At 60.6% G+C, this 25,032-nt stretch carries 25 protein-coding genes; 11 read left to right on the top strand and 14 right to left on the bottom strand.

Features of this window, described 5'->3' with window-relative positions:
• Positions 1 to 465 precede the first annotated feature (465 nt).
• From CYA_RS09455 to CYA_RS09445, 3 genes are all read right to left on the bottom strand, one after another.
• Positions 466 to 1,284, bottom strand: a complete 819-nt coding sequence (locus tag CYA_RS09455; RefSeq protein ID WP_011430823.1) for a tetratricopeptide repeat protein — start codon at positions 1,282 to 1,284, stop codon at positions 466 to 468.
• A 60-nt stretch (positions 1,285 to 1,344) separates the two neighbouring features.
• Positions 1,345 to 2,322, bottom strand: a complete 978-nt coding sequence (locus CYA_RS09450; protein WP_011430822.1) for a PspA/IM30 family protein — start codon at positions 2,320 to 2,322, stop codon at positions 1,345 to 1,347.
• A gap of 310 nt (positions 2,323 to 2,632) precedes the next feature.
• Positions 2,633 to 3,451, bottom strand: a complete 819-nt coding sequence (locus CYA_RS09445) for a hypothetical protein (protein WP_011430821.1) — start codon at positions 3,449 to 3,451, stop codon at positions 2,633 to 2,635.
• 103 nt (positions 3,452 to 3,554) lie between these two features.
• On the opposite strand from CYA_RS09445, the gene CYA_RS09440 reads away from it, so the two are divergent.
• The 4 genes from CYA_RS09440 (at position 3,555) to CYA_RS09430 (ending at position 8,276) form a co-directional block, all read left to right on the top strand.
• The gene (locus CYA_RS09440; RefSeq protein WP_011430820.1) at positions 3,555 to 4,817 is read left to right on the top strand and encodes a class I SAM-dependent methyltransferase; all 1,263 of its coding nucleotides are present in this window, start codon (positions 3,555 to 3,557) and stop codon (positions 4,815 to 4,817) included.
• Positions 4,818 to 5,002: 185 nt separating this feature from the next.
• Positions 5,003 to 5,620, top strand: a complete 618-nt coding sequence (locus tag CYA_RS14175; protein WP_011430819.1) for an IS607-like element ISSoc2 family transposase — start codon at positions 5,003 to 5,005, stop codon at positions 5,618 to 5,620.
• Positions 5,508 to 6,755, top strand: a complete 1,248-nt coding sequence (locus CYA_RS09435) for an RNA-guided endonuclease InsQ/TnpB family protein (RefSeq protein WP_148203200.1) — start codon at positions 5,508 to 5,510, stop codon at positions 6,753 to 6,755. The genes CYA_RS14175 and CYA_RS09435 overlap by 113 nt, the downstream gene beginning before the upstream one ends.
• A gap of 30 nt (positions 6,756 to 6,785) precedes the next feature.
• Positions 6,786 to 8,276, top strand: a complete 1,491-nt coding sequence (locus tag CYA_RS09430) for an Ig-like domain-containing protein (protein WP_011430817.1) — start codon at positions 6,786 to 6,788, stop codon at positions 8,274 to 8,276.
• Between the two features lie 67 nt (positions 8,277 to 8,343).
• On the opposite strand, the gene CYA_RS09425 is transcribed toward CYA_RS09430, so the two are convergent.
• The 7 genes from CYA_RS09425 to CYA_RS09400 form a co-directional block, all read right to left on the bottom strand.
• The gene (locus CYA_RS09425; RefSeq protein ID WP_041438445.1) at positions 8,344 to 8,604 is read right to left on the bottom strand and encodes a SemiSWEET family sugar transporter; all 261 of its coding nucleotides are present in this window, start codon (positions 8,602 to 8,604) and stop codon (positions 8,344 to 8,346) included.
• Entirely contained in the window at positions 8,601 to 9,776 is a 1,176-nt protein-coding gene (locus CYA_RS09420; RefSeq protein WP_049749829.1) for a class I SAM-dependent methyltransferase, read from the bottom strand. Before CYA_RS09420 ends, CYA_RS09425 begins: the two co-directional genes overlap by 4 nt.
• 62 nt (positions 9,777 to 9,838) lie before the next feature.
• On the bottom strand, positions 9,839 to 10,012 hold the full coding sequence (locus CYA_RS14785; RefSeq protein ID WP_011430814.1) for a hypothetical protein: 174 nt from the start codon (positions 10,010 to 10,012) through the stop codon (positions 9,839 to 9,841).
• A gap of 47 nt (positions 10,013 to 10,059) precedes the next feature.
• On the bottom strand, positions 10,060 to 10,605 hold the full coding sequence (locus CYA_RS09415; RefSeq protein ID WP_011430813.1) for an NAD(P)H-quinone oxidoreductase subunit J: 546 nt from the start codon (positions 10,603 to 10,605) through the stop codon (positions 10,060 to 10,062).
• 1 nt (position 10,606) lies between these two features.
• The gene (locus tag CYA_RS09410; protein ID WP_041438442.1) at positions 10,607 to 11,347 is read right to left on the bottom strand and encodes an NADH dehydrogenase subunit K; all 741 of its coding nucleotides are present in this window, start codon (positions 11,345 to 11,347) and stop codon (positions 10,607 to 10,609) included.
• Positions 11,338 to 11,700, bottom strand: a complete 363-nt coding sequence (gene ndhC, locus CYA_RS09405) for a photosynthetic/respiratory NAD(P)H-quinone oxidoreductase subunit C (protein ID WP_011430811.1) — start codon at positions 11,698 to 11,700, stop codon at positions 11,338 to 11,340. The genes CYA_RS09410 and ndhC overlap by 10 nt, the downstream gene beginning before the upstream one ends.
• Before the next feature lie 93 nt (positions 11,701 to 11,793).
• Positions 11,794 to 12,057, bottom strand: a complete 264-nt coding sequence (locus tag CYA_RS09400) for a hypothetical protein (protein ID WP_041438440.1) — start codon at positions 12,055 to 12,057, stop codon at positions 11,794 to 11,796.
• Positions 12,058 to 12,216: 159 nt separating this feature from the next.
• Here CYA_RS09400 and CYA_RS09395 point away from each other — a divergent pair, with 159 nt between their 5' ends.
• From CYA_RS09395 to CYA_RS09385, 3 genes are all read left to right on the top strand, one after another.
• Positions 12,217 to 12,873 (top strand): XRE family transcriptional regulator, encoded by a 657-nt coding sequence (locus CYA_RS09395; protein WP_011430809.1) that lies wholly within the window; start codon positions 12,217 to 12,219, stop codon positions 12,871 to 12,873.
• A 151-nt stretch (positions 12,874 to 13,024) separates the two neighbouring features.
• Positions 13,025 to 13,837 carry an OmpA family protein gene (locus tag CYA_RS09390; protein WP_228375265.1) on the top strand — a complete coding sequence of 271 codons (813 nt, stop codon included), beginning with the start codon at positions 13,025 to 13,027 and terminating at the stop codon, positions 13,835 to 13,837.
• A gap of 119 nt (positions 13,838 to 13,956) precedes the next feature.
• Complete coding sequence (locus tag CYA_RS09385) at positions 13,957 to 14,442, top strand: ATP-binding protein (protein WP_011430807.1); 486 nt, start codon at positions 13,957 to 13,959, stop codon at positions 14,440 to 14,442.
• On the opposite strand, the gene CYA_RS09380 is transcribed toward CYA_RS09385, so the two are convergent.
• On the bottom strand, positions 14,439 to 15,569 hold the full coding sequence (locus CYA_RS09380) for a geranylgeranyl reductase family protein (protein WP_011430806.1): 1,131 nt from the start codon (positions 15,567 to 15,569) through the stop codon (positions 14,439 to 14,441). The two genes, CYA_RS09385 and CYA_RS09380, sit on opposite strands and share 4 nt — an antisense overlap.
• A 121-nt stretch (positions 15,570 to 15,690) precedes the next feature.
• A complete protein-coding gene (murA, locus tag CYA_RS09375) occupies positions 15,691 to 17,043 on the bottom strand; it encodes a UDP-N-acetylglucosamine 1-carboxyvinyltransferase (protein WP_228375517.1) in 1,353 nt (450 codons plus the stop codon).
• 436 nt (positions 17,044 to 17,479) lie between these two features.
• On the opposite strand from murA, the gene CYA_RS09370 reads away from it, so the two are divergent.
• From CYA_RS09370 to CYA_RS09355, 4 genes are all read left to right on the top strand, one after another.
• Complete coding sequence (locus CYA_RS09370; protein ID WP_011430804.1) at positions 17,480 to 18,133, top strand: DUF3386 domain-containing protein; 654 nt, start codon at positions 17,480 to 17,482, stop codon at positions 18,131 to 18,133.
• Positions 18,134 to 18,252: 119 nt separating this feature from the next.
• Complete coding sequence (locus CYA_RS09365) at positions 18,253 to 19,515, top strand: GNAT family N-acetyltransferase (RefSeq protein WP_011430803.1); 1,263 nt, start codon at positions 18,253 to 18,255, stop codon at positions 19,513 to 19,515.
• A gap of 27 nt (positions 19,516 to 19,542) precedes the next feature.
• Entirely contained in the window at positions 19,543 to 20,160 is a 618-nt protein-coding gene (locus tag CYA_RS09360) for an Npun_F5749 family FMN-dependent PPOX-type flavoprotein (protein WP_011430802.1), read from the top strand.
• A gap of 231 nt (positions 20,161 to 20,391) precedes the next feature.
• Entirely contained in the window at positions 20,392 to 20,955 is a 564-nt protein-coding gene (locus CYA_RS09355) for a hypothetical protein (protein WP_099813029.1), read from the top strand.
• 482 nt (positions 20,956 to 21,437) lie between these two features.
• Here the strand turns inward: CYA_RS09355 and mraY are convergent, their stop codons facing one another.
• Together mraY and CYA_RS09345 are read right to left on the bottom strand one after the other, a co-directional pair.
• Positions 21,438 to 22,460: a phospho-N-acetylmuramoyl-pentapeptide-transferase gene (gene mraY, locus CYA_RS09350; protein WP_011430800.1), complete on the bottom strand. Its 1,023-nt coding sequence runs from the start codon at positions 22,458 to 22,460 to the stop codon at positions 21,438 to 21,440.
• Between the two features lie 171 nt (positions 22,461 to 22,631).
• The gene (locus tag CYA_RS09345) at positions 22,632 to 25,007 is read right to left on the bottom strand and encodes a phosphoketolase family protein (protein WP_011430799.1); all 2,376 of its coding nucleotides are present in this window, start codon (positions 25,005 to 25,007) and stop codon (positions 22,632 to 22,634) included.
• Positions 25,008 to 25,032: the final 25 nt, after the last annotated feature.

The following is a 25,032-nucleotide window of genomic DNA, read 5'->3' as shown; positions in this document are numbered from 1 at the left end:
TTGCACTCACGTCAGTACCACACGCCGCGATAGAACTGAAACACAGCAGAGCGGGAGGAAGCTCGAGGAAGCAATTTTTTACACTGTCCCTCTCACAGTCTATCGAAACCGTCGGGATCCCTTCGCGTTCTCTTGGGCTTGGGTTGAGCTGGCTGCCGGGATCCTCAGTTGTCCTGATCCCAATTTAGGCAATCCCCGCCCCCCCAGACAGGCTGCAACCTGAGCCTCTGGCTGCGGGGATCCCTAGCAACCGCTTCGCCAATGCGCAGAGCCAAGTCCGAAACCATAACTCAAAGATGGCAATGTTGTTATTTCGATTTAGACTGAGGCACTGCGCCCGCCCCGTTTCCTCTTTTGAGGGAGTCGTGGGGGCTTTTCCTTTCTAGGATCGATGTCTCCTCTCAATTGAGATGAGATTAAGAATTGCTGCGATCCAGAGTTGCAGGGGAGTCTGCTGACGGCTCTTCAACGCAGAGAAAGGAAGCGCTCCAGGGCTGCCACCATCGCCGGTGGCCAACGACGGACGGTTTTCACCCACTCCAGGTCGGCATAGCGGGGATCCAGCCCTTGCACAGCCACCCATTGGCTTTCTGCTTCTCCCTGCCGGCCTTGCACCCAAAGAACAGCGCTGAGGGCAGCCCGCATATCCGGGAACTTCGGGTACTTGCGCACCAAAGCCCGCATCAGGCGCAAGGCAGCTTCCGTTTCTCCCACCTGATAAAGGCAGAGGGCGTAGTTGGCCTGGGCAAAGGCGTAGTCAGGAGCCAGCTCCGTGGCGCGACGGTAATCGGCCAGGGCCTGCTGCCACTCTCCCAGCGCTGCCTCGGCATTGCCCCGGTTGTTGTAGGCTGCCGCATCGTTGGGATCCAACTGCAACACCCGCTCGTAATCGGCAATGGCCTCCTGCCAGCGCCCTAGCCCCTCCAAAGCCGTCCCCCGATTTAGATAGGGATCTGGTGCGTTGGGAGCCAGGCGAATGGCCTCAGCATAGTCCTCCAAAGCCTCCTGCAAGCGGTTCTGGCTGACGCGGGCGTTGCCTCGGTTGCTCCACAGGGCCGGGTTGTCGGGCTGGCGCTGCAACAATTGGCTCCAAAAGGCCTCTGCCCGGGCAAAATCTCCCCGGTTGGTGGCAGCAAAGGCTTCCTCAAACAGCCGGTCAATCTCAGGATCGATCTTGGCACTCGCCGCCGCTGCCCCATTCGCTGACTCAGATCCAAGGGGGATCCCAAGCCAAAGCAGCACCAACAGCAGGGCAGCTAAAAGAGGGGATACTCTTGCCTTCATCGCCATTGCCAGTTGGCTCACTAGGTAGATGCTCCCCCATCTTAAGCCGCCGCCCCAGGCTTAGTTGTTCATCTCCCGTTCCAGCTTGGCCAGCGCGATCTGGCTTTCCAGGCGAGAAATGCCTTCGCGGAGGGTTGCCGCCTGCGCTTCAACTTCATCCAAAGATTTGCGAACCGCCTCTGCAGCACTCATGTGTTGGTTCCGCTGCACCAAAGCCTGGCGCGCCAGCTCGTCCTGGTCATGTTGGCTGGCCTTTTGGGCTCTGACAAACCAATCCTCGGCCTTTTGCAGCAGTTGATCGTACTGCCGTTCCAGTTGCTTGCGGCTGGCCAGCGTTGTGGCCAGGCTGCGCTGCAGTTGTTTGAGATCCCGCTCCATCTGGCGGATGCTCACCCTCTGCCGGCTGGGCTTTCTCCACAGCAGCTTGCTCAAGCCCACCATCACCACCGCGGTGGCAATGCCCACGCCCGCAGCCGCTGCCGGGTTTTCCCGCAGGAAGGAGCCGTCCAAAACGTTGGATCCCGCAAAGGCTGAGGTTTGCGCGGCTGTCTCCCGAAACTCCCAGGGCATCACCGGATTGCGTTGCTGCCAAAAACCTCGTCGCGCCGCCTGGGCCAATTCTTGAGCTTCCAAGTAGCGCTCCCGGTTGGCCCCGTACAAAAAGCGCTCATAAACCACCGCCTGCCCCTGGCGCAACATCTCCAAATTCACCAAACCCTCGGCGTTGTACACCTGGGCAATGTGCAGCCCTTCTGGCGTGACGTAGAGAGTATCCACCTGCACCAGGGATCCCGGCGGCAGCAGGCTTTGCAAAGCTTCCTGCGAGAGCCGCCCCCAGCGCCCTTGCGTCAGCTCTGGGGCATCCACATAGGCAAGACGAAAACGGGTTGGCCTGCCGTTCAAGTCTGCCCAAAAGGTGTCCCCATCCACCACCGACCGTACTCGCGCTGTCCCAGAAGATTGGGCCGCTGCAGGGAGGACAAACCAACTGCCCGAAAGGACAGCCGCCATCATCAGGAGAGAAGTTCTTGAGGCCATGGGGATCACTCCTATTGTGCAGAACAACAAAAGTTAAGAAATAATAAGAAATGGGGAAGCTGCGGGAACTTACCGAAAGCCTGGAGCGTCTTCACGAACCGGAAGCAAGAACGATAGCCGCCCCTTCTTCGAGGAGAGGCAGCGGGAGCAACACTTCGCTTGCGCCAGAGAGAGCAGATTCTCTGACGCAGGGATCGGTCCTGTGAAGAAGACGGCTTCCAGGATGACAATTTGGGTTAGAGTTTAGCTCACCTCTTGGGGCAACGTCACAACCCTAGAGCGCAATCTTTGCCCAGTTAGGGGATTGGAATTACAGGCGCAAGCGGTAGGGCTCTTCCTCGGGAAAATCGGGCAGAGGAGGTGGGAGAATCTCGATCTCGCCGGTGGGCAGCGTCCGCAGCACCGTCCCCAATTGGGTCAGTTGTTCCAGAACAAACTGGCGGGTATCCCGGTCGCTGGTGGCATTGAACACGCTCAGCCAGACATCAAAGCGGGAACGGCGGCTGAGGGGGCTGCGGGCGATGTTGTCCCCCAGTTGGCGAAAGTCGTCGCCGGGCAGGCCCACCTGTTCCCGCCAGGCGGCAGCTTGGTAGTAGTCGCGGCGGCCCGCTTCCGCATCCCCCAAAAACATGAAGTTGATCAAGGCGCGATCCACGTAGAGCCGCCAGGCGTCGGGATTGTTTTGGGGGTTAAACTGCTGCAGGCCGCGATCCAAAATCTCGACAGCTTTTTCCGGCTGGCCGGCCCGATAGGCCAACACCAAGCTAGACAGCCGGTAGCCCAAGAAAAAGTTGGGATCCAGTCGCAGCATGTGGTCGAAGTACTCGTAGGCGAGGCCGTAGCCGGTTTGGGCACGAGCAGGGGCGTCGCCGTAGTACTGGATCAGCTCCAGCCACAGCCAGGAGGCGCCCAGGTTGCGGTAGCCCAGCCAGCCCAGGGTGGTGGCCAGGGCGATGTTGCGGTTTTTGCGGGCCTCGGCATTTTCCAGGGCCTCTAGGTTGATCCGCTCCAGCATCGGCACCTGCAGCCGCACCACCAGGATCCCGCACAGCAGCGCCCCGCCCACGGCGGCCAGGGTGCCTGCCAGGGAGAAACGGGAGCGGCGACGGGGCAAAGCAGCAGCAGTCATAGCCAGTTCTGAGCGGATCCCTCAACGGCTACACTCAATCATAAATTCATCCTGCCTTTGCATCGACCGCTCTCTCGCTCTCTGTTGAGCTTTTCCTCTGCGTATGACCAGATCCGCCCTCTCGGCTGCAGACCGGGCCCTCAGCCTCTACGAGGCTCTGCCCTACCCCAACGTGCCCCTCTCGCAGTCGGCCCGCAATGCCCTGGGGGAGATGTTCAAGATGAGCTATACCACCGCCCAGTACCTACGCACCCACGCCCTCGTCCCGTCCGAGGGCAAGGTGATGCTCAACGCCGGCTGTGGCTCCGGCTGGGAGACGCTGATGATGGCGGAGGCCAATCCGGGCGCCCAGATCGTGGCCTGTGATCTGTCGCCGGCTTCGGTCAAGCTCACCGAGGAACGCCTGCGGCACCACGGCTTCACCGATGTCCAGTGCTACGTCCTCAACGTGCTGGAGCTGGATCGCCTGGGGATCCAGTTCGATTTCATCAGCCTGAACGATGTTTTGTATTTGTTGGCGGATCCCACTGAGGGCTTGCGGGCGATGAAAAAAGTCCTCAAGCCCGAGGGCATCATTCGCGCCAATCTCCACAGCCGCCGCCAACGCCAGGTGTTTCTCCGCCTGCAGGCAGCTTTGCAAAAGGTGGGGCAATTCGACGTCCCGCCGGCGGTGGGGGCGCAACATGTGCGGGAGTTCATGGGATCCCTGCAGGAAGAGGTGGCCAAGGCGGTGCTGTGGAACCCGGCCAGCTATACCGAAGATGCCGCCATCATGAACAACTATCTGCTCTCCAACGACAAGGGATTCACGATCCCCGAGGTGTTTGGCATGTTGCAGCAGGCGGGGTTGGGCTTTTTAAGCCTGGTGGATATGCCCGACTGGTCGCTGGAGTCTCTCTTTAAGCAAGTGCCGGAGTTTGTGCGGCAACGGCTGGAAACCCTCAGCGTCATGGAGCGGCTGCACCTCTACGAGCTGATCCGGCCTGCCCATCGCCTCATCGACTTTTGGGCCGAGCACGCCGGCTCTTCCCTGGTGCTACCTTGGACGGATGCAGATTGGTTGGCGGGATCCGTGCAATTCAACCCCCTGCTGATGGACAACGCTCGCTTCCACCAGGAGTACAACAAGGCCCTGCAAGAGAACTGCACCTACGAAATGCAGTGGACAGGGGCCACCCACGGGCGGATCCGCATCCCTGCCGAGAAGGTGAAATGGCTGGCCCCGCTGCTGCAGGGGCCAACTCCGGTGGCAAAGCTGATTCAGCGGGTCGTCGAGTTGGGATCCCTGACGGAAGAACAGGCAACTGACGAGGTGCTGACCTTCCTGACGGCGTTGGAAGACTTTCTATTCGTCATGCTGCAGTAGAGCCGTTTTCCCGTTCCCGACCAATCCCAACTCCCCTCTCCCTCTGGGAGAGGGGTTGGGGGTGAGGGCAGTGGCGCGGAGTGCCTGGGAAGTGTCTTAATCTGGTTTGAGAGCATGACTCTAGTCAATGATATGCTGGACTATACTGAAAATAATGTACAATATGTTCAGTATAGCTGCTTGGTATGGCTAGGTATGTAAAACCGAGAGAAGCGGCGGATTATTTTGGGGTGTGTCTCCACACCTTGAGGCGATGGGAACAGAAGGGCTGGATCAATGCAACACGTACACCATCCGGTAGGGCGAGAAGGTATGACCTCGACAGCTACATTGGCCTCCGGCCCGCTGACGCGAACAGAGCGCCCAAGAAGGACAAACGAGTCGTTTTGTACGCCCGAGTCAGCAGTCGAGGGCAGAAACCAGACTTGGAGAGACAGATTGCAAGACTGGTTGACCTCTATCCTGGAGCCGAAGTGGTCGGAGAGGTTGGCGGCGGTCTCAACTTCAAAAGACCAAAGTTCCTTGCCTTATTGGAACGAGTCCGTGCGGGAGATGTCGGAACAATTGTGGTCGCTCACCGGGATCGACTCTGCCGGTTTGGATTTGAGTTCGTTGAGTGGTACTGCCGTCAATACGGATGCGAAATCTTGGTTCTCGATGACGATCACCTTTCTCCCCAACAGGAACTGGTTGAGGATATCCTCACCATCCTGCACTGCTTCAGCAGTCGGCTCTACGGACTCAGAAAATATCGGGCTGCAATCGAGAAAGATACGGATTTATCCGGAGCCAGCGCTGGCTAAAGTTTGGAAGCGGTGGCAAGCGGCGTGCCGGTACTGCTACAACCAAGCGATTGCCTATCAGCGTCAGCATGGTGCCCCAAAAACGGCCAGAAAGCTGCGGGACATCATCCTGCGCTCCGACCTGCCCGGGTGGGTGAAGGACGTCCCTTGCCACATCAAGCAGAACGCGGTCGTCGAGGCGTGGCTGGCGTTTCGCCGAAGCAAAGACGCGAGGTTTCGCAGTGTGCGGGACAGGTCGCATACGCTGCAATTCAACGCCGGCAACTTTCGCAATGGGACGTGGTATCCGAAACTCACCCGAGGCTTGACGTTCCGTGCATCCGAGGAGATGCCCAGAGAATGGGCACGTGGAACTGAGCTAATGCGGGTGAAAGACAGATGGTATGCCATCTTCCCTGAGCCCGTGAACGAGCAGTGTTCGTTAGCAAAGGGGGTGATCGCACTTGATCCTGGAGTAAGAAGCTTCCTTACAGGGTTTGATGGGGCGGGCTTTGTAGATATCGCCAAGGGAGACTTTGGCAGGATCGTTCGGCTGTGCTACCACCTAGACGATCTGCAGTCTAGGCTGAGTAAAGCACCGAGACCCAAGCGTAGGCGAATGCGGCAAGCGGCGTTTCGTCTGCGGGAGAGAATCAGGAACTTGGTGGACGAGTGCCATCGTAAGGTAGCAGCGTTCTTGACGGATAACTACCGATTGATATTCCTCCCCACTTTCGAGTCAGCCAAGATGGTTGCCAAGGCAGGGAGGAAGTTTGGTAGCAAGACAGCAAGGGCGATGCTCACCTGGGCGCACTACCGGTTCAAGCAGCTCCTGAAGTTTCAAGCCAAGAAGAAAAACGTGGTTGTCGTGGAAGTATCGGAAGCGTACACCAGCAAAACCTGTACCAAGTGCGGGCACATCCACACCAAGTTGGGTGGCGCAAAGGTGTTTAGATGCCCAAAGTGCAACCATAGGCTACCACGAGATTGGCAAGGCGCTCTGGGTGTTATGCTCAGGGCTTTGCGGGATACCGCCTTTCTGTTTGGACTCCGTCCGAGTAGCGCGGTCGCGTCAGCATCGCGTAGTGACAACGGAAACGGACAGAATGCTATCGCTTCACCGCTGAGCAGTAATGCTCAGCAGTGTTCAGCGTAAATGTATCAGGTCGAAAACTGTACGACTCGGATGTCTGCCTGGCCGGCACGTCGCTTCTATGCAGCTCTGCAGCGAGGGCTGACCCAGCCCCTGGATCGCTGGGTGGCCGGGATCACCCTCTGCAACTTGGCGGTTGGGGTGATCTTATTTTTGCTGGGCAACCACACGGCCCCCTATGTGCGGGACTTTAACTGGCAACAGCAGCGGGTGGGATCCCAGGAACTGCAGATGGTGCTGACCTTCAACCGCCCTATGGATGCGGACAGCGTTGCGGCCAACCTGGAGATCCAGCCGCCTCTGCCGGGCCGGATGCGCAAGCTGGGCCGCCGCTTTTTTTGGACGCTGACAGAGCCGGCCCCCTACGGCCAGACCTACCGGGTGCGCCTGCAGGCAGCCGTGGATGAGCGGGGCCAGCCCATGGCGCGGCCTTTTGAGGGCGAGTTTCGCACGCCGGATCGGCAGTTGTTGGGGATCGGCACGGAAGCAGACCAACGGGGGCGGCTGTTGCTCTTTAACCTGGAGACGGGATCCACCACTTTGCTGACGCCGGCGGGGCTGAAGGTTACCCAGATGCAGCCCAGCGCCGATGGCCGCTTCGTCTACTACTTTGCCACCGCCAGCACCATCCAGCAGCAGGATCTCTACCGCCTGGATCTGGAGGATCTGTCTTCCCGGTTGCTGCTGGACCACCAGGGCTACCAAAACCTGCGCTTCCAGGTCTCGCCGACGGGGGAGCTGGTGGTAGCGGAGCGGATCCCCCTGCAACGGGATCCCCTGGCTCCCGTCCAGACGGAACTGTGGATCCAGAAAAGGAGCCGGGATCCCTTTGAGCGGCTGGATCTGGATACGGCTTTGGGGGGAGACTTTTTCATCAGCCCTGATGAGAGCAGCCTGCTCATCTCCCAGGGGCAGGGGGTGGGGATTGTGCCCTTGCAGCCGCGGGCGGCAGCGGAGAGCTTTTTGGCCCAGTTCGGCCAAACCTTGGCCATCCGTCCCGATGGGGCTTTCGGGGCTTTGCTGCGCTTCAATCCCGACTACACCCGCAGCCTCTTTATCGTCAGCAATACCGGCACCAGCGAGGAGATTTGGGTTACCGAGGGATCCGTAACCAAAGGAGCTTTTTCGCCGAGGGCACCCGTCTTTTACGGCTTGGTCAGCGAGGCCGAGTTTGTTGGTGAGGGCGCGTTGGCATCTCTGGCCTACACCGAGTCCCCCCGCTTGCTGGCAGTGGTGTTCGGCAGCGGCGGCGCGGCCCCGGCGGGCAAGACCGTAGAGGTGGGGCGGGCCGACTATCCCTTTGAGCTGGACTTCAGCCTTTCCCCTGACGGCCGCCTGTTGGCCTACACGCTTTTGGAGCCCTTGCAAGAGGAGATCCCGGATCCCTGGGCCCCCTTTAGCCGCACTGGGCAAGCGATCCGCAGCGGGCAAGTGTGGCTGGTGGACTTGCAAGATGGGCTGCCGATCCCCAACAGCCGTCGCCGCCTGCCGCTGAGCAGCAGCGCACTGGCCTGGATCCCTTAGTCAGGAGGAGTTCTAGGCAAGCAAGGCCTAAAACCCAGGCCAGATGCAGAGCAACTCCCCTCTCCCCCTAGCGAGCCGAGGTTCTCAGTTTGGTTAGGATAATCACTCCCACCAGCGCCAGGGTTACCGTGTTGGCAAGCAGGATGACCGCATCTTGGCGCAACAGGCCGTACAGATCCCACATCAGGATCCCTGCCCCAAACAGCAGCAGGTAGCTCCAAGAAAAATCGTCCGCCTTTTGGCTATGCCAAGTTTTCCAGGCTTGCGGGAAGAAACTGGCAGTGGTCAGAGCAGCAGCCGATAGGCCCACCCAAAAGGTGAGGTTCATAAGTGTAGCTCCGGCTCGACAAAGCCCTGCAGCGGCTGGGCCGCTTCCGCCTCGCTCAAGCCCTTGGCCTGCAGCAACACCCCAAAGCTCCCCAACCCCAGCGGATCCAGCAGAGCGTGAAGGGCATGTCGCCGTTGCAACACCTGGCCCAGATCCCCCCCCTCGTCGCCAACTTGGCCGAGGGCGGCCAGCCTTTCCGCCAATCCCAGGTTCACCAAAAAGCAGCTCTGCTGGGTGAAGCCCAGGCACTTGAGCCCCAGAGACTCCCCCACCTGCTGCAAGGTGGTAAAGTCCACGTGGGCAGTGAGATCTTGGGATCCCACCCAGACATAGGGATCCGCGTAGGTGCCGTGTTGGCGGTAGGCCAGGAGCGTGCCCTGGAAGCGCTGGGGGCTGTAGTAGCGCTGGGCGGTGTGGCCGTAGTCAAGGGTGAGCACGTAGCCCCGCCGCAGCTTGCGGGCCAGAAGCTGGAGCCACTCTAGGGCCTTGAGGTTGACCTCCGTTTGGTAGCCGGAGGGATAGGTGGCAATCGGGATCCCCAGGCGGGCAAAGTACGCTTCCAGCGCGGGCGTAGAGAGATCCCCTAACACTTCTCGGAAGCCCTCCCCCTCCGCCCAATCCACGTAGATTTCTCGCAAGGCCCCCGCCTGCACCTGCACCCGATGGACTGGGAAGGCGTCCACCAGCTCGTTGGAAAAAAAACAGCCGGTTACCGAACCATCTGGGATCTCGTCCCACTCTAGCCAGCGCACCTTCTCGCCATAGCCGGCCAAGCGCTCCTGCTGTAGCCGCCGCAAAAAAGCAGAGCGCTCGAGGATCCCGTACTCCAGGGCTTGCCAGAAGTCGGGCCAATTGGAGCACACATAGGCCAGCCAATCTTCGGCCAGGCGCCCGCTGCCCGCCCCCATCTCAATCACCGCAAAATGGGGAGGGGATCCCAAAATGTGCCAGAACTGGAAGATCTGCTCAGCCAACAGTTGGGCAAAATCCGCCGCCAAGTGAGGGGAGGTGCGATAGTCCCAGCCGAGGGGGAGATGCTCCCGCTCGTAGTAACCCAGACCTGGCTCGTAGAGGGCCCACTCCATGAACTGGGCAAAGGTCACGGGTCCTCGGGCGCGAATGCGGCTGCCGATCAGCTCTGGCAACCTCCGGTCGGCCTGCGAGGGCGACAAGGGCAAATCCGGATTGCCCAAGCCTAAGTCTTGCCTAGAAGGGCTTACCAATGGGGATAGACTCACTTGTTCAAGGGACGACGCCAATTTTGGCGAAACTGGCGGTTGGTCAAGAGCAGCAGTGGCCAGAGGGCCGACACCGCCCACTTTCCAGAGCCTGAGTAGATGCGATCCGCCTTGCGGGCTGAGTACCAAACTCCCCCTGCGTAGATTGCCAAGAGCAAAAAAGGCCACATTTCTCTCACGTCCTGCGAACGCTGCTCAGCCGGTTAAGGGATCCCCCCTAGTAAGCGTCCTGCAACTCATAGAAGTCAGGCGTGATATAGTCCTTGCGCAGCGGCCACCCAATCCAGTCTTCCGGCATCAAGATCCGCTTCAAGTTGGGGTGTCCCTCAAAGATGATGCCGTACATGTCATAGGTCTCCCGCTCCTGCCAGTCCGCCGACTTCCAGATCCAGTACACCGAGGGCACCCGCGGATCTTGGCGGGGCAGCTTCACCTGAACCCGCACCTCCTGCGGCCGATCTGCCCCGTCCGCCAGTTTGATCAGGTGATAGAGGCTGACCAGGGGTTGCCCTGCCCCCAGGTCGTAGCCGCACTGGCACTCCAGGTAATTGAAGCCGTAGGCATAGAGGGCAGTACACACAGGCAAGAGAAAATCCCGCTCCACCTCCAGCAGCTCCACCCCGGCGGCATCTCTGCCCAGGTACTGATGGTCAAAGCCGTTATCGGCGAGGAACTGGGAAACCGGCCCCCGTTCCAGCGTCGCCAACGGCTCTGTCGGCTCGGCTGTCGAGGACGGCTTTTGCTGGGCTTTGTCCTCTGTCATCTCACATCCCTCCCCGCAAAGCTTTGAGCTGCTGTTCCGCCTGCTTGAAGTCGGCAGTCTGCAAGGCCGGAGGCACCGGCAGGCCAATAGCCGCCGCCAGTTCCGGTGGAGGAGCTTGGCGGGTCTCGCTCTCCAGATACTTGCCGGTGATGATCTCCGGCACCGGCTTGAGGTTGTGCTTGACCGTGTAGTACCGGTGGGTTTGTTGCAGGCGGCCCCGCTCCCGCATGTCTTCGGCGGCGATCTTCTTGCGCAGCTTGACAATAGCATCCATGATCGCCTCCGGACGCGGCGGGCAGCCGGGAATGTACACGTCCACAGGGATCAGCTTGTCCACCCCTCGCACCGCCGTGTAGGAATCGGAGCTGAACATGCCGCCGCTAATGGTACAGGCCCCCATGGCGATCACGTACTTCGGCTCAGCCATTTGTTGGTAGAGCTTGACCAACGCTGGGGCCATTTTCATAGTGACCGTGCCCGCCGTGATGATCAAATCAGCCGTGCGCGGCGAAGAACGGGGCAACAGGCCAAAGCGGTCGAAATCGAAGCGGGAGCCCAGCATGGCTGCAAACTCGATGAAGCAGCAGGCAGTGCCGTAGAGGAGCGGCCAGAGGCTGGACATCTTCGCCCAGTTGTACAGGTCGTTAACCGTGGTGAGAACGACGTTGTTCGAGAGGTCTGTGGTAACTTGCGGGGCAGACGCCGGAAACAAGACTTCCGGCTCCTGAGAGGTCATGACCATTCCAGCGCTCCTTTTCTCCAAGCGTACACAAGGCCCACCACAAGGATGGCGATGAAAATCAGGGCCTCCACAAAGGCCAGCAGTCCCAAGCGATGAAAGGCCACCGCCCAGGGATAGAGGAACACGGTCTCCACGTCGAAGATCACGAAGACCAGGGCGAACATGTAGTAGCGGATGTTGAACTGGATCCAGGCCTGGCCAAACGGCTCCATCCCCGACTCATAGGTGCTGCGGCGCAGGGATCCCCGCCGCTTTGGGGCCAAGAGCGCAGAAGCTCCCAGAGCCAAGACCGGCAGCAGAGCGCAGACGATCAGAAAGACCAGCAAATACTCGTAGCCGGATAAGACAAACACGACGCCAGACCGCCTCAGGTGCTCAACATTTAGATACGTTTTCTACGTTTTCAGTATAGAGCCAGTCTGCCGCCTCCCGGCGCTGCCCGATCTTTAGTTCTGCTGATGGTCTCGATTGCGGGAGTGGCGTTTCTCCAGCCAACCCCACACCCCACTCAGCAGGGCTCCAGCCATCAGGATCCCCAGTGCCGGCTGGAACAAAGGCAACCACAGCCGCAGCCAAAGTTTGTAGCCCAGCGGGATCCCGATGAAAGCTCCCGTTACCGAGAAGACAAACCAGACAAACCCGGCAAACACCAGAAAGACCAGGGCAATGAGAAAATGATCCAGCCAGCGTTTCCAGTCTGAGACGGTCATAGGGAGCAAGCCAGAGCAGGTGAAGTCTCTCAGATCCTACTACTGGAAACCCTGCCCTCTTCCCTCCAACCCAGCATAAGCCCCTGCCCCTCACGAGGGTTGACTTGTCAACAGGTAGTGGTAGAAATTTAGTTGTACACAACCCGTAGCGTTAAGCCGATGTCCACCTCCTCTGATTCCTCCTTTGCCGACCGTTTGCGACAGGTGATCGGCGATGAGGCCATTTATGCGTTTGGGCGGCGGGCCGGCATTAGCGATACAGCCTTGCGCAGTTACCTCAAGGGATCCGTGCCCGGCATCGACAAGGCCGTGAAAATTGCCCAGGTGGGGGGGGTGAGTCTCAGTTGGCTGATTACGGGGGAGGGATCCCCGCGGCTGGAGGCTGGCGACGCCAAAACGGAGTATGTATACGTGCCTCTGGTGGATGTGGTCGCCTCGGCAGGGGCGGGGGCGCTGGTGCGGGAAGAGTCCATCGAGTCGGTGCTAGCTTTTGAGCGTAACTGGCTACGGGCCCATCTGAAGGGGAACCCGGATGGGCTCAGTTTGATTCGGGTGCAAGGGGACAGCATGTCTCCCACCTTGGAAGATGGCGACTGGATCTTTGTCGAACGGCAAAAAGAGCTGGGGGGTGAGGGCATCTACGTCTTTCAGAGGGATGGCGAGCTGTGGGTCAAACGGCTGCAACGCCTGTCAGGATCCCGAGTAAAAGTTATCAGCGACAACCCTCGCTTCCCGTCTTTTGTGGTCGATTGTGCGGATCCCGTCAACGGCCTGATCCTCATAGGACGCTATCGGGGCCGTCTCAGCTTCGACTAGGCTTTTGCCGAGGATGGCGGGAAGGGGTAGCCTGAGCAGCCCCTAATCCCCTTGGCAAGCTGCGGTCGCCGGATAGGATCGACTCTAGGCGTTGAGTTGAGCCCGGTTTTCGCTCCTCGCCTGCGCCCATCTAGCCAGAGGTTTGCCTGCGATGCCCCGCCCATCGGAACGTGCAACGGTCTTTCTCAATCTCTCGAGTGGGATCCTCCTGGTCGGCAGCGGCATCTGGGCGGGAATGGTGCTCCCGCAGCCGCTTCAGACCCAACCGCTGCCAGTTCCCCAGCCGCAGGCCAACACGCCGCCGCTCCTGCCCACCCTGTCTCCACCCCAGGCCAGTCTCCCAGCGGTGAGCCCAGATGCAGATTCACCAAAGGGGAATCCAAATCACGGCGGCTCCACGGATCTGGAAAGGGAGATTCGAGAACTCCGCCAGCAGGCCATCCAGCTTTTGATCCGCGTTGAAGAACTGGAGTCGCGGCTGCAACGGCTGTCTTCCCCAGCAGCGGCCCCTGAGCCGAGGCGAGAATCGGCCACCACTGCCGAGATCGCCCCGGAGGGAGCAAGCGTCCCTGCCCCCACCGCAACGCCGACCCCTACCTCTTTTCAGGTGGGAACCCGAACCATTAGCCTGCCGGGCGATCTGCTCTTCGACTTCGACAAGGCCGAGATTCGGCCTGAGGCGGCCTCCCTGTTAGCAGAAGTGGCCAAATCTTTGCGGGAAATGCCCGGCGCCCGCGTTCAAGTCAACGGCCACACCGACAACATCGGTTCCTTGAACTATAACCTCGACCTTTCCCTGCGCCGCGCCAACGCTGTGAAAGACTACTTAGCTAACCTGTTGCCGGAAGACCACCCCATCAGCTGGACAACCTCTGGCTTTGGCCCCACCCTGCCGGTGGCCGACAACGATACGGAGGAAGGGAGACAGCGAAACCGCCGCGTGGATCTCATCATCGCCCCCTAGTGGCCCCCCCCAAAGTTGGGGGTTGGCAGGCTTGAACAGCGCCTTAGTCTAGAATCAACTGGTCCGATCCCTGGTGGGGGCGAGGGCCAAGGCAACAGTCTGAGCTTTGGGGTTCGATTTTGAACGCGGCAGGGATCCCGTCGGGGGAAAAGCAGACCTTTGCGCTGAGAGTAGACACAACCCTGGATGCTCTCAGCCAAGTTTTGACGTGGTTTGAGTCTTTCCGCGACGCCGGCATTCCGGGCCCCATCTGGTTGGAATGCCAGTTGGCCTTGGCGGAGGGCTTTACCAACGCCGTTCGCCATGCCCACCGCACTTTGTCTCCCAGTACACCCATCGATATCGAGCTGGTTCTGATGCCCCAGGAGCTGGAGCTGCGCATCTGGGATCAAGGGCAGGAGTTCAACTTGGAGGAATTCTTCCAGAACCGAGCAGCCAGCAGGCCCCCCGACGCCGAGGTCGAATCCGAGGGGGGACGGGGTATTCGGCTGATGAAGGCTCTCTCCACCCACCTGAGCTATACTCGCCAGGCAGATGGCCGCAACTGCCTGCTGATCAGCAGGCGCTTCGACGATCCCGCCCCCCTCTCCCAGCGGCCGGCCTAGGCCAACAGGCCAGCGCTCAACTGGCGAATGGCCGAGCTGGCCACATCGCTGTAGCGCAGCTCACCGGCCAAGATCTGGCCCATGCGCCGAGTGGCTCCCGGTCGCTTGACGCCTACCCTGTAGCCGACGCCCGGAAAGCGGTAGAACAGCGCCGCGATCCGCTTGGCCCAACGCATCTCTGAGCCCCACTCCTGCTGCACGCGGGCGGAGTAGTTCGCCAGGGCTTCGGTATCTCCCGCCAGGGCTTGGTCGATGGCCTGCGCTGCCAGCATGCCAGTGAGGAGGGAGGGGCGGATCCCTTCGGCGGTAAACGGATCGACGACACAGGCAGCATCTCCCACCAGGAGGGCATTTTGGCTGTGCAGGGGTTGATCCCCCTCCCAAAGACAGATGGGATGGCCAAACTGCCTGACCGATTTCAAGTCCACACCAAAGCTTTGGGCATACTCGGCGGCGATTTCCCGCAAGTTTTGTTTTTCGCCACCCCGAAAGGTGCCTGCCCCGATGGAGTAGCCATCGGCTTTGGGGAAGTTCCAAATGTAGCCGTTGCTCACGGCGCCAAAGTCGAAATGGGCGGCTGCGGTTTTTGGCTCTGAGACGGGCACTTCTGCTTCCAGGGCGGCAGCCAGGCGGCGCTGCCGGTTTTGAAAGCCGAGCCACTTGGCCATCGAGCCTTTGGCCCCATCGGCCCCGATCACATACCGACCCCAGACCGGGCCGGTGGCTGTCATCACTTGCCAGCGGTCGCTCTGCCACTCAATGCCGGAGACGGGACATTCCGTCTGGAGTGCTGCCCCCTGCTTTTGCGCCTGCTGGATCAAGTAATGGTCGAAGACCTCCCGCCGCACCATCCATACCGGCTCTTTCAGATCCAGGTCGGCCACGACCGGATCCCCGCCCCGCCAGGTGTAGCGAATTTGCCGGATCTTCAGCGAAATGGCGGGACTGAAATCGAAGTCAAACCAGGCCGCCACCATGGGAGAAACGCCGCCGCCACAGGGTTTGTAGCGGGGCAAAGGATCCTTCTCCAAGACCAGCACTGAGCGCCCCCGCTTGGCCAGGTGATAGGCGGCCGAGCCGCCGGCAGGGCCAGCGCCGACGATGACACAGTCGTACACTTGGGACATGGCTCTCGATCCCCAACCCCTTCTCCCTGAATTTGGGCTGTCGGCTCCTAGCCTACCGCATCCTTTTTCCCTCAAGAAAACAAGGGGGAGGGGGCCGGCGGATCCCCCCAACGGCGTAGGCTCAAGTGGGCCAATTCTGCAATGGGATCCCCTTTCCATCAGCTTGTTCAGGCTGAGGGGTGGCCGGGATCCCTGCCGGGTTGTTACAGCGATACACCTTGGCCCCAACGCTGCGCAGCTTTTCATCGATAGCTTCGTAGCCGCGGTCGATGTAGTGGAGCCCGTGGATAGTAGAGCAGCCCTCAGCCGCCAGGCCAGCCAACACCAGAGCTGCCCCCGCCCGCAAGTCCGTGGCCACCACCGGCGCTCCCGACAGCGACGGCACCCCCCGGACAATGGCCACCCGGTTCTTGAGACGAATATCCGCCCCCATGCGGTTGAGCTCGGGAATGTGGTGCATGCGGTTTTCAAACACCGTCTCCTCGATGGTGCAACTGCCCTCGCTCAGGGCAGCCAAGGCCATGATCGGCGCCTGCACATCGGTGGGAAAACCTGGATAGGGCAAGGTTTGGATATCGGTTGCCTGGCAAAGCCAGCCCGAACTGAGTTGAGCCGGGGCAATGCGCAGCCGGTTGGGGCCTTCTTCCTCCACCCGCAGCCCCATGTCGCGCAGCTTGGCAATCACCGCTCGCAGGTGATCCGGGATAACAGGGCCAACCGTGAGTTCGGAGCGGGTGATGGCCCCGGCAATGAGGTAGGTGCTGGCCTCGATGCGGTCGGGAATGACCGTGTACTCGGTGCCGTGCAGGCGCGGCACCCCTACCACCACAACCGTATTGGTGCCCACGCCACGGATGCGGGCTCCCATCGCCTGACAAAAACGGGCCAAGTCGGCCACCTCCGGCTCTTGGGCAGCATTTTCAATCACCGTTTCCCCTTCGGCCAGCGTAGCGGCCATCATCAGCGTCTCGGTGGCGCCGACGCTGGGATAGTCAAGGTAGATGCGGGTTCCCACCAGCTTGCGGGCATAGGCATGAACCACGCCGTGCTCGATTTGAACCGTTGCCCCCAACGCTTGCAGGCCCCGCACATGCAGATCCACCGGACGCGAGCCGATGGCACAGCCGCCGGGCAGAGGAACTCTGACCACTCCCAGCCGCGCCAGCAGCGGCCCGATGATGAAGAAGCTGGCCCGCAACTGGCTGACCAACTCGTAGGGCGCCTGGGAAGTTTTGAGGGAGCTGGCGTCCAGGTCAAGGGTATTGCCCACATGGGACACCTTAACCCCCAGGCTGGTCAGGATCTGCCCCATGCGTTCAATGTCCAGCAGGCGCGGCACGTTGTGAATTCGACAAGCGGCAGGAGCCAAAAGGGATCCCGCCATGAGCGCCAAAGCTGAGTTTTTCGCGCCGCCGATGGGAATGTGGCCGCTCAAGGTCTGCTTGCCGACAATTTTCAGCACTGGCCCCATCATCTCCGGCGGGGCTGCCACTCTGGTCTGGGCCGGCGACAGGTTAGGCGCTAGGGATTCCGTCCTGCCGACGCGATTGTCAAAAAAATCTCTCAATCTTCCTCCTCACCCACCAAAAATAGAAAGGCTCTTTCCAGAGAATACTCCGGGGATCAAAGCAGCAACTAAACTTGCAGGCCAAAACTTAGGGTGACGAAGGAAGAGAAGCTCCAGTGGCTATGCCTCTATCCTACAGCGGCGGATGGGCAATTAGCTATGTCAGCTCTTTGTGGCGCGAAAACCCCTGGCTGATCGCTGTGGGGAAGCAGGCCCTGGGCGTAGAGAGTATGTCAACAAACGCAGGTTCCTGCCGCGGGCGGCTAGGGGGATAGCCTGGCAGCAAGGGGCAGTATGATGGATGGTCATGAGAAGCGCTTGCCAGTAAGACAGGAGACACTCGATGACCGCGACCCAAGTTTCTGCCGAAGAGTTGTTTCGGGCCGCCTACGAAAATCGCTACACCTGGGATCCCGACTTTCCGGGCTACAGCGCCGAGGTCACCTACTGGGATGGGGAGCGCACTTTTGTGGGCCAGGTGCGAGTGGGGGCAGACCTAAAAGCGACGGTTACGGGCGTGGAGGATGAGGAAGCCCGGAAAGCCATTCACAATCAACTTTGGGAGATTGCCGTTCACCGGGTGCGCCGCAGCTTCGCCGAGACCCACGGGAACAACACTTTTCGCTATGGCCAGATCCTACCCGATGGCACCGTGGAGATCCTGGTGGGCGGCAAAGCCGAAGGGGATCGCTACCACGTGCGCGACAACCAAGTTACCATGGTGCATCGGCATATTCACGGTATGGTGGTTACTATTCACACCTTCAGCAGCCATGACACGGGCGAAGGCTACCTCTCCCACCGCTACGACTCCGTCTATCACGACGCCAAGACTGGCGAGCAGAAGGGTGGGCGCAGCCAATTTGAAGATCTCTACACCAAAGTGGGCAAGTACTATATCCTCTCGGAGCGGCGCATTCAAACAGAGACGGAAACCGGCCCTGTGGAAAAGCGCTTTACCTTCCGCAACCTGGCGTTGCTGGATGCGGGGGCCTGATTGGCCAAAGGCCAACGGAAAGCCCGATAATCTCATTTGTGGCAGCAACGCCCCCCTTAGATAGAAGAAGTGGGGGATCCTGAGCTATGCTTTGAGTATTCTCCCGCCCACACTTTGGCATGGACAACCCTGCGGAAAAGCCCAACCCGGATTCCAAAGCTCCTAAGGAGGCTCCCGAACTGATTCTCCGCCCGGCTCAACTGGGTGATCTGGAGGCGGTGGAGGAGATTTTGGCTCAAGCTTTTGATGAAGAGTACAGCGGCCGCTCGGTGGACATTCGTCGCCAGGTGCGGCGGCTGCGCCAGTGGTATGGCCCCCTGAAAACTTTGAGCCTGTTTCCCAACCGTTTTCAGCACATGTTTACGGTGCATGTGGCGGAGCTGGAGGGCAAAATCCAGGGGGTCATTCAAGTTTCTCCCTTTAATCATTCCCGCAGCACCTGGCGGGTGGATCACATTGCTGTGGTGCCCTCCGCCCGGCGGCAGGGAATCGGCTCTAAGTTGCTCAGACACTGCATGGAGCACTTTCGCGAGGCCCGCACCTGGATCTTGGAGGTGAACATCCACAACAAGGGGGCGATGGCCCTCTACCGCCACAACGGCTTCCAACCGCTGGCCCAGATTACCTACTGGTCGATCCGGCCCGAGATTCTGGCCGCCCTCAGCCAGCACGAGCCCATGCTGCCCAACCTGGTGCCGGTGACCAACCGGGATGCCTACGCCATTTACCAACTGGATACGGGATCCATGCCGGCCACCGTGCGCCAGGTATACGACCGCGACGTGAGCGATTTTCGCACCAGCCCGCTGGATTGGCTCCTAGATCAGGCCAAATGCGTCATCAGCCAAACGGAACGGGTGGAGATGTGTGTCTATGAGCCGGAGCGGAAAACCGCTATCGGCTATTTCAACCTGAAGTTGGACCGTACCGGGCAGCAGCCGCATGTGGCCAAGCTTACGGTTCACCCCGCCTACACCTGGCTCTATCCTGAGCTCATGGCCAAGATGGCCCGGCTCACCCAAGCCTATCCGCCGCAGGCTTTGGCTTTGACCTCCACCGATTACCAGCCGGAACGGGAGGAATTTTTGCTCAAGCTGGGAGCCCGGGACGTGGAGCGGACGCTGTTGATGTCGCGCTCGGTGTGGCACAAGGTGCGAGAAGCTCGCTCCCCATGGTACAGCGAGTATCTCGCTCTGGTGCTCCAGAAATTGCCGGTGAAACAGCCGGTGCCGGAACGCTTCGAGGGGCTGGCAGAGGGCTGTCTGGAGCATCCCTTTCATTCCCTTCACCCAACTGGTCTGGATTCCCATTCCGTTCGGCCGGAATCCTCACTAGGACAGGCCAGGGATCCGCAATCGGAAGCTCCTCCCCCTCCCGGCTAAAGTCTCGGCTGGCACCTGCGCACCCCTATGAACGAGTTGAAGGATAACCCGGCTGGGGATCCCTCTTGGCGGACGTTGCTGCAGGCGGCCTTGCACCGCAACCGCAGCGACGCGGGTGTGCGCTATTTGCAGTTGGCTACGGTGGATCCTTGGGGGCACCCGCGCAACCGCACGGTGGTCTTCCGGGGATTTTTGGGGGATACCGACCGCATTCAGTTGGCGGTGGACAGCCGCAGCGAGAAGATCTGCCAGATCGCCCACTGCCCACTGGCCCAGATCTGCTGGTACTTCTGTAAAACTCGCGAGCAATTTCGCATTGCCGGCACTCTCGAGGCCATCACCGCCGACCACCCGGATCCTCGGGCGCAGCAGCACCGACAACAGTTGTGGCAACAAATCTCGGAAAAAGGACGGCTGCTCTGGTTCTGGCCGGAACCTAAAGGCCCTCTTGCCCCACCCGAGGCTTTTGTTGAAGAGCTGCCCCCCGAAAAGGCATCTTTGCCACCGCCGACATTTGTCCTACTGCTGTTGGATCCAACGGAGGTGGATCACCTCCAGCTCAAGGGAGATGCGATCTATCCCCAGCGACGGACTCTGTATGAGCGCAGCCCGCAAGGGTGGAAATGCCGAGCGGTCAACCCCTAGAAGGATCCCAGCCGACTGCAGGTGGGAGGGGGGAGCGGTTTTCGCCTTCCGAGAGAAGGTTGAATGAATATTGAAGAACAGACAAGGATAGAGGTGTTAGCGTGGCTGAACAACCGTCCTATTCTGAGCGCGACGCCGCCTGCGGGCTGGATCTGCTCACCAATGGCGAGGTCACGGTCGCTCAGCTTCTTTCTCAATCCGGCATGTAGCACTCCTGGTTGCGGTAATCTGATGTCTGTTTCCATCCGCTCATTTCCTGCCTGTATCACCCAAGCTGTTGCCGCTCTTGTTGCCGGCGGGCCGCCGAAAGGGACCTTGCGGGGCAAGCTGCGCCAGAGATCCCTGGGGTTGGCTGCCGCTTTGGTTTGGGGTCTGGCTCTCGTTCGGGGGTTGGCAGCCCAGCCGATGTTAAAATCCCCACAAGGCTCCTTCGAGGGGAATGCAGCTCCTGTCCTGCCCTCAGAGTCTGCCTTCCCCACCTCCACCCGCACAGGAGCCTTTCGAGTCGGCAATCGCACCCCTCACCCGATTCGGCTGGTGATCTTGATGCGCAGCGGTGGACGGCTGCTCAACCCGGAAACGGCCCACTGGGACTTTGCGCCCGGAGAAGGGGGCAGCGAGGGGCTGGTGCTGAGTTTGGGCGAGGAGCCATTGCAGATCGGCCCCGGCGATATTGTGGTGGCTTTTACCCTGGATGGAACCGCTCGCTACTGGGGGCCGAACGTGGTGGGAGAGTCGCTGGCGCCCTTTTGGAATGAAGAGAGCGGCTTTTGGTCGATGATCCTGCAGCCTTAGAGGGCTCTGCGGGCGGCCTAGAAGCCCTTTTCAACCATTTTTGAAATTGCAGCCATTTGGGTTGGGGACAGGATGCTGTACCCATGGACAAATCTCTGCCCAGGGCAAGCCACAACCCTTAAGTCAGTTTAGACCTGATACATTCACGCTGAACTCTCCTGAACATGGTTCAGGAAAGAAGCGATCGCATCCTGCCTATCTCTGAGCAGGAAGGCGGTATCCCGCAAAGCCCTGAGGAATACCCCCCGAGCGCTTTCCCCCTTCACTTCCCGGCAACCGTTGCGGTGGACTCAAGGATCAGGGGGAAACTTGGTCTACTATATCCCTCTCAATGACTTTTGCCAAACCGCCTAAAGCTCAGTAAATTCAGCAAAGTTCAGGGTTTTGGGGGTTAGAGGCATGCTCCTCCCAACCCCGAAAGCAGCCCCAAGTCCGGCTTCGGCGCTTGGCCCCTGCCGTGGTACCCCTGGATCCTCTGCCTCTCAAGCGCCGGCCCAGTGCCACCAGGCCCAGCCCAGCCCCACCAATAGCGCCGTTAGCCCATAGAAGCACCCCACCACCTGCACCTCCGACCAGCCCCCCAGCTCCAGATGGTGGTGCAAGGGCGACATGCGCAGCAGCCGTTTGCCTTGTCCGGTTTTGCGTTTGGTGTATTGGAAGTAGCCCACCTGCAGGATCACCGACAGGGCCTCTGCCACCAGCACCGCGCCCATCCAGGCCAGGGCCCAGAGCTGATCCCCCAACAGCGCCAGCCCCGCCAGAGCGCCCCCCAACCCCAGGGATCCGGTATCGCCCATAAACAGGCGGGCCCGGTGGTGGTTGTGCACCAGAAAGCCCAGACAGGTGCCGCTCAAGGCAAAAGCCACGAGCGCCAAAACGGGATCCGCTGCCGTCAGCCCCAGCCCTGCCAGGACAAGGGCCACCATCCCTGCCGCCAGGCCGTCCATGCCGTCGGCGAGGTTGACGGCGTTGTTGGTGCCCACCAGCACAAACAAGGCCAAGGGCCAGAACAGCCAGCCCAGGGGGAGGGCGCCTATTCCCGGCAGGGTGAGAACGGTGGGGATCCCTTGCCAGGCCAGGTAGCCACAGAAAACCAGGCCGATCCCAACTTGGAGTAAAAGCTTCGATTTGGCAGACAACCCCTTGTTGGAGCGCTGCCGGATGACCAGCCAATCGTCCAGCCAGCCAACCACGGTGTAAGCCAGGGTCAGTAGGGCCACCGCCAGCCATTGGGGATCCCAGCCGCTCCCGATGCCGGCCACCAGCAGCCCTACGGGCAAAAAGCTAAGGCCACCCATGGTCGGCGTGCCCGCTTTTTTGTGGTGGGACTGGGGCCCCTCCTCGCGGATGACCTGGCCTGCCTTCCAGCGCCGCAAGACCGGGAGAAGTAGGGATCCCAGCAGGGCCGAGCCCAGCACGCTCAATCCAAAGGGGACGGCCACCTGGGGCCGGATCCCGATGACCAGCGCTGAGAGGGCCAGGCCGAGAACTAAGGAGAGGGCCATCCCTCCCCAGTCCGCCTCTTCCAGCCGGGGAAGGGTATCCGCATCCACCCGTTCTGAACCCCTCACATTCTCAACCTCCAGCACAACCGCCCAGAACGCTCCGGCAGGAGAGCCCAAGAAAACTCTACCCTGCCGGCGGCTAGAGGTGAAAGTTGGGGGAAGGGGGATCCACTAGTAGGGCCACTTCCAGTTGCGCACCTCGGGCAGATCCTCGCCGTACTTGCAGATGTACTGCTTGTGCTCCACCAGCTTGTCCCGAATGAGCTGCTGGACGTGATCCCGCCGGTATTTGAAGCGCTCCACCCGCTCCAACACGTCGTTGGCCAGGTTGAAGCGATCCACCTGGTTGAGGACGCACATGTCGAAGGGAGTGGTGGTGGTGCCTTCCTCCTTGTAGCCGCGCACGTGTAGGTTGTGGTGGTTGGGGCGGCGGTAGGTGAGGCGGTGAATGAGCCAAGGATAGCCATGGAAGGCAAACACGATGGGCTTATCGGGGGTGAAGATGCTGACAAACTCCTTGTCGCTGATGCCGTGGGGGTGTTCGCTGGGCGGCTGCAACTTCATCAGGTTGACCACGTTCACCACCCGGATCTTGATGTCCGGCAGGTGCTGCCGCAAGAAGTCCGCCGCCGCCAGGGTTTCCATCGTCGGCACATCGCCGCAGCAGGCCATGACCACATCCGGCTCCGAGCCCTGGTCGTTGCTGGCCCACTCCCAGATCCCCAAGCCCTGGGTGCAGTGCTTGATGGCGGCATCCATGTCCAGGTACTGCAGGGCCGGCTGTTTCCCCGCCACGATGACATTGACGTAGTGGCGGCTGCGCAGGCAGTGATCCGCCACCGAGAGCAGGGTGTTGGCATCCGGGGGCAGGTAGACGCGGATAACATCGGCTTTCTTGTTGACCACGTGATCCAGAAAGCCGGGATCCTGGTGGCTGAAGCCGTTGTGATCCTGCCGCCACACGTGGGAGGTGAGCAGGTAGTTGAGAGAGGGGATGGGCCGCCGCCAGGGGATGTGGCGGGTGGTCTTCAGCCACTTGGCGTGCTGGTTGAACATGGAGTCCACCAGGTGGATGAAGGCTTCGTAGCAGGAGAAAAAGCCGTGGCGGCCTGTCAACAGGTAGCCCTCCAGCCAGCCCTGGCAGACGTGCTCGCTCAGGATCTCCATCACCCGCCCATCGGGGGAGAGGTGCTCGTCGTAGTCGTAGATAGGCGCCACCCAGGTGCGGTCACTGGCCTCAAACACGGCGTCCAGGCGATTGGATGCAGTTTCATCGGGGCCAAAGAGGCGGAAGTTGTGGGGGTTGAGCTTCATCACATCTCGCAAGAATTGCCCCAGCACCTTGGTGGCTTCGGCTTCGAGGGTGCCGGGGTGCGGCACGTCCACGGCGTAGCGGCGGAAATCCGGCATTTTCAGCTCCCGCGTCAGCAGGCCGCCGTTGGCATAGGGGGTGGCGCCCATGCGCTTTTCCCCTTTGGGGGCCAGCTCCTGCAGCTCGGGCCGCAGGCGGCCGTTTTCGTCGAAGAGCTCTTCCGGTCTGTAGCTGCGCATCCACTCTTCCAGGATCTTGAGGTGCTCTGGTTTCTTGGCCAGATCCGCCAGCGGCACCTGGTGGGAGCGCCAGAAATCCTCCACCTTTTTGCCGTCCACCTCTTTGGGGCCCGTCCAGCCTTTGGGGGTGCGCAGGATGATCATCGGCCACTGGGGACGGCTGGGATCCCCCTTGGTACGAGCATGCTGCTGGATTTCTTGGATCTCGTGGATTACCGTGTCCAAAGTGGCGGCCATCAACTGGTGCATCTGGGCCGGATCGGAGCCTTCTACGAAGTAAGGCTTGTAGCCATAGCCCACAAACAGGCTCTGCAGCTCTTCACGGCTGAGGCGGCCCAGGATGGTGGGGTTGGCGATCTTGTAGCCGTTGAGGTGGAGAATCGGCAGCACTGCCCCGTCGTGGATGGGGTTGAGGAACTTGTTGGAGTGCCAGGAAGCAGCCAGAGGGCCGGTTTCCGCCTCTCCATCCCCGACTACACAGGCCACCAACAGATCGGGGTTGTCGAAGGCCGCCCCAAAGGCGTGGGCCAGGGCATAGCCTAGCTCTCCCCCCTCATGGATGGAGCCGGGGGTTTCTGGGGCCACGTGGCTGGGCACGCCGCCGGGGAAGGAGAACTGTTTGAAGAGCTTGCGCATCCCGTCGGCATCTTGGCCGATGTTGGGGTACACCTCGCTGTAGGTGCCCTCCAGGTACGTGTTGGCCACCAGAGCGGGGCCGCCATGGCCGGGGCCGGTGATGTAGAGGACGTTGAGGTTTTCCCGCTTGATGATGCGGTTGAGATGCACGTAGATAAAATTCAGCCCCGGTGTGGTGCCCCAGTGCCCCAGCAGGCGCGGCTTCACATGCTCTAGCTTTAGAGGTTCCCGCAGCAGCGGGTTGTCCATCAGGTAAATCTGCCCCACCGACAGGTAGTTGGCGGCCCGCCAGTAGGCGTCCATTTTGCGCAGTTCGTCGTCGGTGAGCGGTTTGGTTGAGAGCTGTTCTGCCAAAACCATAGCCGTACCCCCTAGGTATCTCTAC

The organism is Synechococcus sp. JA-3-3Ab (assembly GCF_000013205.1).
Taxonomy (GTDB): Bacteria; Cyanobacteriota; Cyanobacteriia; order Thermostichales; family Thermostichaceae; genus Thermostichus.
Note: the sequence above shows the minus strand (reverse complement) of the source record. Positions and strands in the feature narration are given on the sequence as shown.